The organism is Catellatospora coxensis, assembly GCF_016862635.1.
Classification (GTDB): Bacteria; Actinomycetota; Actinomycetes; order Mycobacteriales; family Micromonosporaceae; genus Catellatospora; species Catellatospora coxensis.
This window is the reverse complement of record NZ_BONI01000029.1, coordinates 53878-66112: the sequence shown is the minus strand read 5'-3', so window position 1 is coordinate 66112 and position 12235 is coordinate 53878. Positions and strand designations below refer to the sequence as shown.

Below are 12235 nucleotides of genomic sequence, written 5' to 3'. Positions count from 1 at the left end.
CTTCCCGTTCTTTTCCGGATGGCGGCCGACGGACCGTGAAGCATCCACATCGGATGCGTGGGCTCGGCGCTACCGCATCACCGGATCGTCCCGCTGCCAGTCGAGTTCGAGCAGCTCCAGGCCGTACGCGAGGTCCCGGCGGGCGGCCGGGTCGGTCGTGGCGGCCAGGGCCGCGGTCAGCGCGGCGGCGGGCGCGGCACTGCCGAGCCAGTCCGCGATGTCACCGAGGTAGCGCTCGCCGCCCCAGCTCGGCATGCGGCCGCCGCCGATGAACCGGGCCAGCAGCAGGGCGGCGGCCGGTGACGGGTCGGCCGCCCAGTCCGCGAGGTACGGCAGCACGTCGTGGTCGTGCAGGCTGCACGCGCCGAGCACGTCCTCGGCGGTGAAGGCGGGGTCGGCCGCGGACCGGATCTGCCGCCACAGGGCCAGGTGGTAGCGGTGCAGGGCGGCGCGTTCGTCGGCGGGCCGGTCCGGGCGGTGGGCCTCGCTCAGGTTCTTGCGGAGCAGCGCGCCGTCGCGGTGCTCGCCCGTGGCGAACAGTTCCAGGACGCGGGGCAGGAAGTGGCTGAAGTCGTCCTCGTCGCGCCATCCGGCGAACAGGTGCGCGTCCAGTTGATGGGCGGTCAGCTCGCGCAGCGGCGTCCGGGCCAGCCCGGGTTCGGTGTCCGGCCGCCGCAGGCGCTGCTCGACGCCGGGGGCGAGCGGGTAGCGGGCGAACACGGTGTAGAGCGAGCCCACCGCCGCGGCCAGTTCCCGGTCCATGCCGGTGAGCGTAGGCGGCTGCGGGCTTCCGGTGTGCCCGGCGCTGCTCGGCGGCTTGCCGCGAAAGGAAGGGCGCCTTCTACAACGCTCCGCGTTGTAGAAGGCGCCCTTCCCATCTCTCAGCGGGTTTTGCCCCAGGGTTTGTAGGTGGACAGGACGGTGGCGGCGGTGAGGACGATGACGGAGGCGATGGAGCCGTCGAGGACCTGCTGGGCGGGGTCGGTGAGCAGGCCGGCGCGGGCGGCGTCGACGGCGTCGACGAGGGCGGGGTGGCGGGTGAGCATCGGGACGACGAGCACGGCCACGTTCAGCACGAGCTTGATCGCGACCCACCAGTGGCGCAGCAGGCCCCAGTGGCTGCCCAGGCCGAGGATGACGCCGGTGACCAGGGCGGCCAGGCCCAGCGGCAGCATCGCGGCGGTGTCGAAGTCCAGCATCAGCTGGTACGTCGTGGCGCGGGTGGCCGGGTCGTCGGCGGCCCGTGCGGTCAGCGCCATGACGAGCAGCGCGTAGGCCACGCCGAGCCAGCCGACCGAGGTGACGATGTGCGCGGTGAGCAGGAAGCGGCGCGCGTTGCGGGGCAGCCGCGGCGGGCCGGGCCGGGTGCGCGGCGAGCGCCGGGTCGGGGTGTCCAGGGCGGTCATGGGGCTTCTCCTGTCCAGCCGGGCCGGACCAGGCCCGATTCGTACGCCTCGACGACCAGGTGGGCGCGGTCGCGCGCGCCGAGTTTGACCATGGCCCGGCTGACGTGGGTCTTGGCGGTGGCGGGGCTGACGAACAGCCGCTCGCCGATCTCGTCGTTGGACAGCCCTGCCGCGACCAGGGCCATCACCTCGCGTTCGCGGTCGGTGAGCGCGTCCAGCGCGGCGAGGCGGGCGGAGTCCCTGGGCCGCCGCGAGCGCTGGGCGTACTCGGCGATGAGCCGCCGGGTGACCCCGGGCGACAGCAGCGCGTCGCCGCGGGCGACCACCCGGACGGCCTGGATCAGGTCGGCGGGTTCGGTGTCCTTGACCAGGAAGCCGCTGGCTCCGTCGCGCAGCGCGTCGAACACGTACTCGTCGAGGTCGAACGTGGTCAGGATGACCACCCTCACCTCGGCCAGGGCCGGGTCGGCCGCGATGCGCCGGGTGGCCTCGATGCCGTCCAGGCGCGGCATGCGGATGTCCATGAGCACCACGTCGGGGCGCAGCGCGGCGGTCTGGCGTACCGCCTCCTCGCCGTCGGCGGCCTCGCCCACGACGGTGATGTCGTCCTGCGCGGACAGCAGCGCCCGGAACCCGGCGCGGACCAGTGCCTGGTCGTCCACCAGCAACACGTTGATCATGAGGTTCCTCCGGTGGGCAGGACCGCACAGACGGTGAACCCGCCCTCGGGACGCGGGCCGATCGCGACCGTGCCACCCAGCGCGGCGACCCGCTCGCGGATGCCGGACAGGCCGTTGCCGTCCGCGGTCTCGCCGCCCCGGCCCCGGTCGGTGATGTCGAGGACCAGCTCGTCGGTGTCGTAGCCGACGGACACCTGGGCGGCGTCGACCCCGGCATGGCGGTGCACATTGGTCAGCGACTCCTGCACGATCCGGTACGCGGCCAGATCCACCGGCGTGGGCAGCTCGCGCGGTGTGCCGGTGACCCGCACGTCGACCCGCAGCCCGGCCCCGGCGAACCGGGCGACCAGCTCGTCGAGCCGGTCGATGCTCGGCGCGGGGCTCCGCGGGGCCTGCTCGTCGACGGCGCGCAGCACGCCGAGGGTGGCGCGCAGCTCGCGCAGGGTGTCCCGGCTGGCCGTCTTGATCGCGGCGAGCGCGGTGCGGGCCTGCTCCGGGTCGTCGTCGAGCAGGTGCAGCGCGACCCCCGCCTGCACGTTGATCAGGGAGATGTGGTGGGCGACGACGTCGTGCACCTCGCGGGCCATGCGCAGCCGCTCGTCGCCGATGCGGCGGCGGCGCTGCTCGATGATCCGGTCGCGGTTGCTGGCGATGACCTGCGCGATGAGCAGCACGCCGACCAGCACCGCGCCGGAGACCACGCCGCGCCACAGCAGCGGGTGTTCCGCCCAGCCGAGGAGCATGAACCCCAGCCAGCCCGCGGCGGCGGTGACCCAGGCGGCGATCCTGTGCCCGAGCACGACCGCTCCGACGAGGGTCAGCAGGAACGCCAGGAAGAACGGCCCCGGCGGGTAGCCGAGTGGCACGTACGCCCCGGTCAGCGCGGTCACCGCGGTGAGCGCCGCGACCATGTGCACCCGCCACAGCCACATCGCCGCCGCCGACCCCACCAGCAGCGCGTACCCGAGCCAGTCCAGCGCCCGGAACTGCACGCCGCCCTCCACCGCTGCCACCCGGCTCGCGAAAGTCACCCCGATCACCTGAATGACGGCGATGAGCAGCGGAAACAACCGCCGTCGGCGGGGCGGATAACGATGGTCCCAGGTCATGCCCCCACGCTAGGCCGACCGCCACCCTCCCGTCGTCGCACACCGGGAGTCTCCCCGCCTACTCCCCCCGGAGTACAAGCAAGGGCACCTTCACATCGCCATGCGTGGCGGAAGGTGCCCTTGTTAACGCTGCACGGCCGGTGACCTGCGGCTCAGGCGTTGATCGGGCGGGTGGCGGTGGACAGGCCGGCCAGCACGGCCATCGCCTGGTCGGCGTCGGCGCAGCCGACGAACAGGTGGTCGTGGAAGTAGCCGGCCACCACGTTGCAGCTGATGCCGACGTCGGCCAGGGCACCGGAGACGGCCGCGGTCAGCCCGACGGCGTCCAGCGCCGAGTGCACCCGCAGGGTGATCCACGCGGCGACGAAGTCGTACGGCAGCCCGGCCGCGTCGGCCTCGGCGCGCATCACCACCAGGGTCGTGCCCTCGGGCTCGGCGACCATCACGACCGGGTGCACGCCCGGCGGCACGGCGCCGGTGACGGTGGTGAAGACGTACTCGTACGGGTGGCGCTGGGGTTGTAGCCCGTGCAGCAGCGCACCGAGGTCGCGTTCTCCGGTCACGCCACACATGATGTCAGCTCCGCGGGTCATCTCTGGGCACCTCACTCCGAGCGGTGATTCGACGTGGGACCGGGCGACCGTGGGTCAGGCCACCGTCACGAGGACGCTCTGCCAGCCCGACGCCCCGTTTGGGAACGGGTCGGCCCGCTGCTCGGTCTGCAGCGCGCCGGTGCCGTCGACGGCGCGTACCCGCAGCGTGTGGCTGCCGGCGGTGGCGGCGGGCCAGTCCCAGGTCCACTGGACCCAGGTGTCGGTGGACGGCACCGGCAGCAGCCGGGCCTGCTGCCACGGTGCGTCGTCGACCTGGACCTCGACCGCGCTGATGCCGCGGTGCTGCGCCCAGGCGACCCCGGCCACGGGCACCGTGCCCGCGGCGAGCTGGGCGAACGCCTTGGGCCGGTCGATGCGGGAGGCGGTCTTGACCGGGCCCGTCGCGGCCCAGCCGCGCTGTACCCAGTACGCGTCGAAGCTGCTGAACGTGGCCAGCTCCAATGAGGTGATCCACTTGGCGGCGCCGACGTAGCCGTACAGGCCGGGGGTGAGCATGCGAACCGGGAAGCCGTGCTCCGGCGGTAGGGCCTGGCCGTTCATGCCCAGCGCCAGTATCGCGTCGCGGCCGTCGAGCACGGTGGCCACAGGGGTGCCGATGGTGATGCCGTCCGCGCCCCGGGCGACGATCTGGTCCGCGCCGGCCTGCACGCCCGCGGCCCGCAGCAGCGGCGCGAGCGGCACGCCGAGCCAGCGCGCGTTGCCGACGTACGGGCCGCCGACCTCGTTGGACACGCAGTTGAGCGTGATGTCGCGTTCGATGAGCGGCTGCTTGAGCAGGTCGTCGAAGGTCAGCTCGGTGGGCCGGTCGACCATGCCGGTGATCTGCAGCGTCCACTGGCGCGGGTCGACGCGCGGCACGGTCAGCGCGATGTCGACACGGTAGAAGTCCTGGTTGGGCGTGTAGAAGCCGGGCGTCTGCTCCGGCGGCGGCCCGGGGTCGGCGGGTGCGGGCAGGGCGATCGCCGCGCGGGCCTCATCGGCGGCCTGGGCGCCGCTGCGCCGGATGATCGCGGCGAGTCCGCCCGCGAGCGCGGTGCCGAGCGCGACCAGGCCTGCGGCGACCAGGAATGCGCGCCGGCCGGTTCGTGCGGCCGCTCGGTCGTCGCGACTCGTGTCACCTGCCGCTGCGGCGGGGACCGCCGCCGGTTCGCCCGCAGGTGCGCCGTCGGTGGCGGGACCGGTTCCCGGCACCGGGGATGGGGGCGGGGGTGCGGTGGCGGCTTTCGGGGCCAGCCAGGCCAGCAGCCCGGCGGAGACGGCGCCGGCGAGCAGGGCGGGCAGGGCGTCGATCGGGCGGGCCATGGGCCTGGTCAGCGCCGCGGCCGCGCCGACCAGTCCGAGTGCGCCGATGGCGAGCAGCGCCGCGGCGCGGTGGTGGACCGCGAGCACGCCGACGGCGGCGGCCAGCAGGGCGAGCACGGCCAGGATGGTGCCGATGAGCAGGGGCTTGTCGTACGTGCCGAAGGTCGCGACCGCGTACTCCTTCACCGGCGTGGGGGTCGCGTCGATGACGGTGCCGCCGATGGCGACCAGGGGCGAGGACTCGGGCCGCACCGGCGAGGCGACGAGTTCCGCGGTGGCGATGCCGCCCGCGGCGGCCAGCAGCCCGCTCAGCGCGGGGCGGATGAGGCGTCGCATGGGAGTCCTCCTCGGGGAGTCAGGAAGGGCGCCTGGTGTCCGGAAAGCGGAGCGGCGAGGTGTGCCGCCCAGGCGCCCTTCCTGCCGTCCGTCAGGACGGAGGCATGAGCACGCTGTCGACGAGGTAGACCACGCCGTTGCGGGTCTGGATGTTGCCGCAGACGATCATCGCGGTGTCGTTGACCTTGAACTCGGTGCCGCTGCCGGTGACCGTGATGTCCTGGCCCTCCAGGGTCTTGTGGGCGCCGGCGAGGGCGTCGGGCGCGGTCTTCCCGTCCACGACGTGGTAGGCGAGGATCTTCTTGAGCAGTTCCTTGTCGGCGAGCACCTTGTCCAGATCGGCCTTCGGGATCTTGGCGAAGGCCTCGTTGGTGGGCGCGAAGACCGTGACGGCCTCGGCGTTGTTGAGCGTGTCGGCCAGCTCGCCGGCCTGGATCGCGGCGGCCAGCGTGGACAGCTGCGGGTTCGCCGCGGCCGCGGTGGCCACCGGCTGCTGGGCCATCATCTCCAGGCTGCCCGGGTTGGCCGGGTCCTTGGGAATGGTGGCGCAGGCCGGCCCGAACTCGCCGCCCGCGGCGCCGGGCATGGACGGCAGGGCCGTCGGCACCGTGGTGGGTACGCCGGTCGGCATACCGGTCGGCTGCGTGGTGGCCGCCGTGTTCCCGCCCCCGCAGGCGCTGAGCGCCAGCGAGAGCGAGAACGCGGCGACGGCCGCGAGCGCGGTGAGTTTCCTCTTGCCGTACATGACGGTGGTTCCTTTCCTCCGGTGAAGACCTCCACCGGTGATTCGACACTGAACCCGTCATAGTTTGGTGCGATTAGCGCGATTTCTGTCTGTTTTTTTCTATTTCATGGGTATCTCAGCGATGATGGGCAGTGTGGGACTGGCCGAACCACCGGCCGGTTCCACCGTCAGGCCCATCGCGTCGGCGGCGTTGACACCGCTGACCAGGTGCGTGGCGGTGCCCTGCCCCGCGGCGAGCACCCCGGCCGAGTGCGGCGTCGTGCCCTCCATCAGCCAGAACTGGTACGCCTTCTGTGCCCCGGGCGAGTGCGTCGCCAGCAGGATCACCGCCGCGTCCTGGCCCGCCGAGGACACCACGGTGACCTTGCCGCCACCGGCCACGCCGGAGGTGCGCACCGTTGCGTCCGGCGCGGTCAGCACCGCCTGCGTACGCGCCAGCTCCTGCTGCGCCGCCGCCGTCGCCGCCCGCTCCTCGCGCAACCGCCGCTCCTGCACCGCGAACGTCGCCCCGCCGACCAGGGCCGCGACGAGCAGGCACGCCGCGGCTGTCAACGCAGCCGGATGCCGCCACCAGCGGGTCGGCTCGCGCCGTGCGCGCACCGGCCGGGCCGGCGGGATCTGCCGGGTACGCCGCACCGCCGCCAGCACGTTGTCCCGCAGCGCGGGCGGCGGCACCGACCAGGCGTCGTCGGCCAGCCGCGCCACGGTCTCGTGCAGCTCGGCGACCTCCGCCGCGCACGTCTCACACCCGCGCAGATGCTGGATGAACGTCTCGCGCTCGGCCTCGTCCAGCGCATGCAGCACATACGGCCCGGCCAGAGAGTGGATCTCGCTCATGCCGACACCTCCACGCCGAGGCAGTCGCGCAGCCGGATCAGGCCGTCGCGCATGCGGGTCTTCACGGTGGGCAGCCCGGCGCCGAGCAGCTGGGCGACCTGCTGGTAGGTGTAACCGCCGTAGTAGGCCAGGGTGATCGCCTCACGCTGCAGGTCGGTCAGCGTCTTGATGCACCGGCGCACCTGCTGGCGCTGCAACCGGGCGGTGGCCTGCTCGACCACCTCGTCGGCGGGCGTCTGCGTCGCCTCCGGCGCCATCCGCTGCACCCGGTCCAGCGCCGCCTGCTCGGAGCGCACCCGGTCCACGGCCCGCCGGTGGGTGATGGTGAAGACCCAGGCGGTGGCCGAGCCGCGGGCCGGATCGAAGCGGCTCGCGGTGCGCCACACCTCGACCAGCGCCTCCTGCGCGACCTCCTCGGCCTGCGCCGGATCACGCACGACGCGGCGGGCCAGGCCGTAGACGCGCGGCGCGACCAGCTCGTACAGCCTGGTGAAGGCGGCCTCGTCGCCGCGGGCCACGGCCCGCAGCAGGGATTCGGCGTCCGCGGGCGCGGCCGGGTCCGGCACGCTGGCCAGGCGGTCGGGCCGTTGGTACGGCTGTTCGTCACCGTTCACAGTTCCGCCCTTTCGGCGTGGATCTGTTCACCCGTCACTTGCGTATCACTGAGCATTCGGCACCGAGGCCCCCGTGGATGGGTCCGATCTCGTCCATCGCCCACACCGATCATCTCGCCCCCGCCGCCCCCGGTGCGACAGGCCGTCGTCGATCGGGTGATCCGTCTCTCAGGGGAGCGCGCCTGAGCAGGTCAGCTGCGTATGGTCAGGAAACGAAACCGTTCCGTTTCGCATCTCCCTTCCCCCGGAGCCTGTCATGAGCCGTGCCCGCGTGCCCGCCGGAGCGCCCCTGTGCGCCGCCGTGCGCGAGCTGCTGCGCGAGGTCGGCTACGACAAGATGACCATGGACGCGATCGCGGCGCGCGCCCACATGAGCAAGGCGACCCTGTACCGGCACTGGCCCGGCAAGCCCGACCTGGTCGCCCAGGTGCTGCGCCAGCAGCAGACCGAGGACGTCGCCCCGGCCGACACCGGCAGCCTGCGCGGCGACCTGATCGAGCTGCTCGCCACCGCGGCCCGCTGCGTCGTCGACGAGGGCCCGCTGATCCACGCGCTGTCGTTCGAGATGCAGTCGAACCCCGAGCTCGCCGGCATCGTCCGCGGCCAGGTGTACCCGGAGATCCACCGGCACACCGAGGCGCTGCTGGAACGGGCCGTGCAGCGCGGCGAGATCAAGCCGCAGCCCTACGACAGCCTCTTCCCCGACCTCGTCACGGCGCAGCTTATGGCGAGGCACCTCGGACACGGCCGGGCGCTCGACGACGAGTACCTGGCCCGGGTCTGCGACGAGATCCTCCTGCCCGTCCTGGCCCGCTGAAACACCCTCACCACCGAAAGGCACCACGATGACCACCACGGTCTCCCGACCCGAGGCAGCGGAACCCTCCGCCGCCGCCCCGAACCCCCGGCGCTGGCTGGCGCTGACGATCATCGCGATCGCGCAGCTCATGGTGGTGCTCGACGCGACCATCGTGAACATCGCGCTGCCCGCCATGCAGGACGACCTGGGCATCACCGACGCCGAGCGGCAGTGGGTGCTCACCGCGTACACCCTGACCTTCGGTGGTCTGCTGCTGCTCGGCGGCCGCATCGCCGACTACTGGGGCCGCAAGCGGACCTTCGTCGCCGGCGCGATCGGCTTCGCGGCCGCGTCCGCCCTGGGCGGTCTGGCCTGGGACGGCCTGAGCCTGTTCGCGGCGCGCGGCCTGCAGGGCGCGTTCGGCGCGTTGCTCGCCCCGGCCGGTCTGGCCCTGCTGACGGTGCTGTTCACCGACGCCAAGGAGCGCGCCAAGGCGTTCGCCGTGTACGGCGCGATCGCCGGTGGCGGCGCGGCGGTCGGCCTGCTGCTGGGCGGGGTGCTCACCGAGTACGCCGACTGGCGCTGGTGCCTGCTGGTCAACATCCCGATCGCGATCATCGCCATCGCCGCGGCGATCCCGTTCGTGCCCGAGAGCAAGGCCGAGGGCAACACCCGCTACGACATCCCCGGCGCGATCGTGGTCACCCTGGGCCTGATCTCCCTCGTGTACGGCCTGACCAAGGCGGCCGAGCCGGAGCACGGCTGGGACTCCCCGGAGGCGCTCGCCTACATGATCGGCGGCGCGCTGCTGCTGGTCGCGTTCGTCGTCATCCAGAAGTTCTCGAAGAACCCGCTGCTGCCGCTGCGCATCCTGCTCGACCGCAACCGCGGCGGCGCGTACCTGTCCAGCACCCTGACCGGCGCCGGCCTGATGGGCGCGTTCTTCTTCCTGACCTTCTACTTCCAGGGCGTGCTCGGCTACACCCCGATCGAGGCCGGTCTCGCCTCGCTGCCGATCTCGGCGGGCGTGTTCATCTCCGCGGGTGTCGCCAGCCAGCTGCTGCCCAAGCTGGGCGCGAAGCCGCTGATGATCGCCGGTGCGGTGCTGGCCGCGGGCTCCATGCTGTTCCTCACCCAGATCGGCGTGACCACGTCGTACGCCAGCCACGTGCTGCCCGGCGCGATCGTGCTCGGCCTCGGCCTGGGCTTCACCTTCGTGCCGCTGTCCAGCCTCGCGCTGGTCGGTGTGCCGCAGCACGACGCCGGCGCGGCCAGCGCGACGCTGAACGCCACCCAGCAGGTGGGCGGCTCGCTGGGCGCGGCGCTGCTGAGCACGTTCGCGCTCAACGCGACCACGGACTACGCGGCCGAGCACCTCAAGCCGGGGATGGACCCGCAGGTGGCCGGGTTCGTGCAGGCCGAGGCGGCGGTGCACGGGTTCGCGACGGCGTTCGCGTGGGGCGGCGGGCTGCTGGTCGTGTCGGCGATCGTGATCACCGTACTGATCAAGGTCCGCAAGTCCGACCTGCCGGCGGAGGGCGCGGTGCACGTCGGCTGACGCGCCGTCGTTTGCCATAAACGTTGGCCTATCTCATCGAATTCGAGTCTCGGATTTTCGATGAGATAGGCCAACGTCTGTGTATGGGGGGCGCGTCAGGCGCCCTTCGGCGGCTTGGTGGAGCAGCCGTTCTTGCGTTCCCAGGTGTCGATCTCGGTGACGGGGGACTTGACGGCGCCCTTGCGCCACGCGTCGAGGTAGCGCCACGGCCAGATCACGCCGCGCCGGATCCACCAGTCCCCGGTGCTCGCACACTCCGGGGACATGCCGAAGTGCAGATGGCAGGCGCTGGCCAGGCCGGTACGGCCCACCTTGCCCAGCGGCTGGCCCGCCTTCACGCGTACGCCCGCGCGGATCTTGCCGTCGATCGCGGAGAAGTGCGAGCCGTAGTAGCGCACGCCGTCGTCGCCGAGCAGCGACACCGACTTGCCGCCGCGCAGCGCGCCGTCGTCGGTCTTCGGGTCGTACAGGTCGACCGGCGAGATCTCCAGCACCACGCCGTCGGTGACCGCGACGACGGTCGCCCCGCACGGCGCCATCACGTCCGTGGCCTGGTAGTCGTGGTGGGTACGCCCGTAGGAGCTCTTGCCGAGCACGGGGAACACGTGGTGGGTGGCGGCGGCCGACGGCGAGGCGGCGGCCGACGGTGACGGCGAGGCCGCCGGTGTCGTGGACGGGACGGCCGTCGGCGCGGCGGCCGGCACGAAGGCGGGCCCGGCCGTCGGCCCGGAACAGGCGGCGAGGGTGAGCGCGGTCGCCAGGCCGGCGGCTACGAGGGGGAAACGCACCCGCCGACCCTACTCCCGCGGGTGTCCCGCAACTGTCCGCGCGTCCGCGGACGGGGCGTGGTCCGCCGCCTGGTCGGTCTGGGCCTCGGCCAACACGCCGCCCCCGGCCGCCTGAACGCCACCGCCCGGCAGGCGCTCGAATCCGCAGGTCACGGCGCTGCGACGTTAAGAAGGTGCCCTTCCTCTACGAATAGCGATAAGAAGGTGCCCTTCCTTAGGGCGTGCGGTCGATGTAGAGGACTACGGTGCCGAAGAGGTGGTCGTGCCAGGCTCGGCGTTTGGAGTCCGTCAGGACGCCGACCATGCCGATCAGCCAGAGGACGGGGATGGCGAGGCCTACGACGGCGCGGAGGAAGGCGCGGCAGAGGCCTACGTGGCGGCCGTCGGTGCGGCGGACGACGGTGCCGAACAGCAGGGAGCCGAGGGTCTGGCCGGTCATCCACCAGCAGGCGGTGAAGTAGACGACCGGCAGCACCGCGGCGACCACCGCGGATGCCGCCTTGAGCCAGCCGGGGGCCTGGCCGGCCAGCGCGGACCAGACCGCGGGCACGCCGGACACGGCCAGCGACGAGGCGATCGCGAGCATCCCGGCGTCGATGGCCAGCCCGGAGACCCGGGACACCATGCCTGCGTACGGTGGATGGTGGCCAGCCGCGGTCACCGCTCACCGTTCGCGTGGTGGCGGTGGAAGACCCGCCGGAACGACGACTCGATCCGGTCGTCGGCGGTCGCGGAGGTCTCGCGCAGCTCGTCGGTGGCGCTGGCGAGCACGCCGCGGCTCTGCTCGGTGATCAGCTCCTGGAGCCGGGGGTCTCGGGTCATGTCGTCGATGACGACGGGGATGACTTTGCGCCTGATCTCGGGGATGGCGCCCTCGACGAGCCGCGGCACCACGCTGTTGATCAGGTATGGCATCAGGTTGTCCACCATGCGCGGCACGATCGACTTCTCGACCCAGGTCAGGCTCTCGTCGACGGTGTCGCGCAGCGCGACGGCCGCGGCGGCGCGGCTGGAGACCAGGGTGTCGCGCCCGCGCAGCCCGGCGGCGGTGACGACGTCGCGGGCGGTGTCGATCGGGGAGTTCGCCGGCAGCGCGGCGCGGGTGGCTCCGGCGAGCTTGCGGGCCTGGTTGCGGGTGGCTTCGCCGAGCTGGGCTCCGGTGCGTCTGGCGAGGTCGTAGCTCTGCTGGGTGAGGCCGACGGCGATGGCGACCGGCGAGCGGGCGTCGGCGGGCGAGGGCTCGACGCCGCTGGTGAGCATGTCTTCGATGCGGGCCTGTTCGGCCGGGTCGACCGGGCCGGTCAGCCTGCGGAGTCGTTCGGCGACGAGCATCGCGGCACCGAGGGCGAGGCCCGGCACGCCATGCCGCGCCCTCGCGGGTTCGGTCATAACATGAATTTACTCCAGACCACCCCATAGCGGGGTTAATGCGGAGCTAATACCGGCC

14 protein-coding genes are annotated in these 12235 nt (G+C 72.7%); 2 read left to right on the top strand and 12 right to left on the bottom strand.

All coding sequences use genetic code 11. The annotated features are described in order from the left end of the window. Positions 1–69 precede the first annotated feature (69 nt). The 9 genes from Cco03nite_RS18400 to sigK form a co-directional block, all read right to left on the bottom strand. Positions 70–762: a hypothetical protein gene (locus tag Cco03nite_RS18400; protein WP_203693358.1), complete on the bottom strand. Its 693-nt coding sequence runs from the start codon at positions 760–762 to the stop codon at positions 70–72. 119 nt (positions 763–881) lie between these two features. After that, the gene (locus Cco03nite_RS18395) at positions 882–1406 is read right to left on the bottom strand and encodes a DUF2269 family protein (RefSeq protein WP_203693357.1); all 525 of its coding nucleotides are present in this window, start codon (positions 1404–1406) and stop codon (positions 882–884) included. Further along, the gene (locus Cco03nite_RS18390; protein WP_203693356.1) at positions 1403–2086 is read right to left on the bottom strand and encodes a response regulator; all 684 of its coding nucleotides are present in this window, start codon (positions 2084–2086) and stop codon (positions 1403–1405) included. The genes Cco03nite_RS18395 and Cco03nite_RS18390 overlap by 4 nt, the downstream gene beginning before the upstream one ends. After that, positions 2083–3195: a sensor histidine kinase gene (locus tag Cco03nite_RS18385; RefSeq protein WP_203693355.1), complete on the bottom strand. Its 1113-nt coding sequence runs from the start codon at positions 3193–3195 to the stop codon at positions 2083–2085. Before Cco03nite_RS18385 ends, Cco03nite_RS18390 begins: the two co-directional genes overlap by 4 nt. Positions 3196–3347: 152 nt before the next feature. Further along, the gene (locus Cco03nite_RS18380; protein WP_203693354.1) at positions 3348–3758 is read right to left on the bottom strand and encodes an ACT domain-containing protein; all 411 of its coding nucleotides are present in this window, start codon (positions 3756–3758) and stop codon (positions 3348–3350) included. 84 nt (positions 3759–3842) lie between these two features. Continuing rightward, positions 3843–5447: a molybdopterin-dependent oxidoreductase gene (locus tag Cco03nite_RS18375; RefSeq protein WP_203693353.1), complete on the bottom strand. Its 1605-nt coding sequence runs from the start codon at positions 5445–5447 to the stop codon at positions 3843–3845. Between the two features lie 91 nt (positions 5448–5538). Further along, positions 5539–6192 (bottom strand): fasciclin domain-containing protein, encoded by a 654-nt coding sequence (locus Cco03nite_RS18370; RefSeq protein WP_203693352.1) that lies wholly within the window; start codon positions 6190–6192, stop codon positions 5539–5541. Positions 6193–6291: 99 nt separating this feature from the next. Beyond that, positions 6292–7029: an anti-sigma factor gene (locus Cco03nite_RS18365; RefSeq protein ID WP_203693351.1), complete on the bottom strand. Its 738-nt coding sequence runs from the start codon at positions 7027–7029 to the stop codon at positions 6292–6294. Continuing rightward, entirely contained in the window at positions 7026–7643 is a 618-nt protein-coding gene (gene sigK / locus Cco03nite_RS18360; protein ID WP_275412051.1) for an ECF RNA polymerase sigma factor SigK, read from the bottom strand. The genes Cco03nite_RS18365 and sigK overlap by 4 nt, the downstream gene beginning before the upstream one ends. Before the next feature lie 256 nt (positions 7644–7899). Here sigK and Cco03nite_RS18355 point away from each other — a divergent pair, with 256 nt between their 5' ends. After that, positions 7900–8460, top strand: coding sequence for a TetR/AcrR family transcriptional regulator (locus Cco03nite_RS18355; RefSeq protein WP_203693350.1), 561 nt, complete (start codon positions 7900–7902; stop codon positions 8458–8460). A 28-nt stretch (positions 8461–8488) separates the two neighbouring features. Next, complete coding sequence (locus Cco03nite_RS18350) at positions 8489–10000, top strand: MFS transporter (RefSeq protein WP_203693349.1); 1512 nt, start codon at positions 8489–8491, stop codon at positions 9998–10000. 95 nt (positions 10001–10095) lie between these two features. Here Cco03nite_RS18350 and Cco03nite_RS18345 read toward each other — a convergent pair whose 3' ends face one another. The 3 genes from Cco03nite_RS18345 to Cco03nite_RS18335 form a co-directional block, all read right to left on the bottom strand. Continuing rightward, positions 10096–10788 (bottom strand): M23 family metallopeptidase, encoded by a 693-nt coding sequence (locus Cco03nite_RS18345; protein ID WP_203693348.1) that lies wholly within the window; start codon positions 10786–10788, stop codon positions 10096–10098. Between the two features lie 214 nt (positions 10789–11002). Then, positions 11003–11413: an RDD family protein gene (locus Cco03nite_RS18340; RefSeq protein WP_203693347.1), complete on the bottom strand. Its 411-nt coding sequence runs from the start codon at positions 11411–11413 to the stop codon at positions 11003–11005. A gap of 32 nt (positions 11414–11445) precedes the next feature. Continuing rightward, the gene (locus tag Cco03nite_RS18335; protein WP_203693346.1) at positions 11446–12177 is read right to left on the bottom strand and encodes a hypothetical protein; all 732 of its coding nucleotides are present in this window, start codon (positions 12175–12177) and stop codon (positions 11446–11448) included. Positions 12178–12235 lie beyond the last annotated feature (58 nt).

Bases quoted from the DNA above. Each gene is read 5' to 3' on its own strand.
- Cco03nite_RS18395 (WP_203693357.1), bottom strand. From the start codon at position 1,406: ATGACCGCCCTGGACACCCCGACCCGGCGCTCGCCGCGCACCCGGCCC.
- Cco03nite_RS18365 (WP_203693351.1), bottom strand. From the start codon at position 7,029: ATGAGCGAGATCCACTCTCTGGCCGGGCCGTATGTGCTGCATGCGCTG.
- Cco03nite_RS18375 (WP_203693353.1), bottom strand. From the start codon at position 5,447: ATGCGACGCCTCATCCGCCCCGCGCTGAGCGGGCTGCTGGCCGCCGCG.
- Cco03nite_RS18400 (WP_203693358.1), bottom strand. From the start codon at position 762: ATGGACCGGGAACTGGCCGCGGCGGTGGGCTCGCTCTACACCGTGTTC.
- Cco03nite_RS18340 (WP_203693347.1), bottom strand. From the start codon at position 11,413: ATGGTGTCCCGGGTCTCCGGGCTGGCCATCGACGCCGGGATGCTCGCG.
- Cco03nite_RS18335 (WP_203693346.1), bottom strand. From the start codon at position 12,177: ATGACCGAACCCGCGAGGGCGCGGCATGGCGTGCCGGGCCTCGCCCTC.
- Cco03nite_RS18350 (WP_203693349.1), top strand. From the start codon at position 8,489: ATGACCACCACGGTCTCCCGACCCGAGGCAGCGGAACCCTCCGCCGCC.
- Cco03nite_RS18370 (WP_203693352.1), bottom strand. From the start codon at position 6,192: ATGTACGGCAAGAGGAAACTCACCGCGCTCGCGGCCGTCGCCGCGTTC.
- Cco03nite_RS18355 (WP_203693350.1), top strand. From the start codon at position 7,900: ATGAGCCGTGCCCGCGTGCCCGCCGGAGCGCCCCTGTGCGCCGCCGTG.
- Cco03nite_RS18385 (WP_203693355.1), bottom strand. From the start codon at position 3,195: ATGACCTGGGACCATCGTTATCCGCCCCGCCGACGGCGGTTGTTTCCG.
- Cco03nite_RS18390 (WP_203693356.1), bottom strand. From the start codon at position 2,086: ATGATCAACGTGTTGCTGGTGGACGACCAGGCACTGGTCCGCGCCGGG.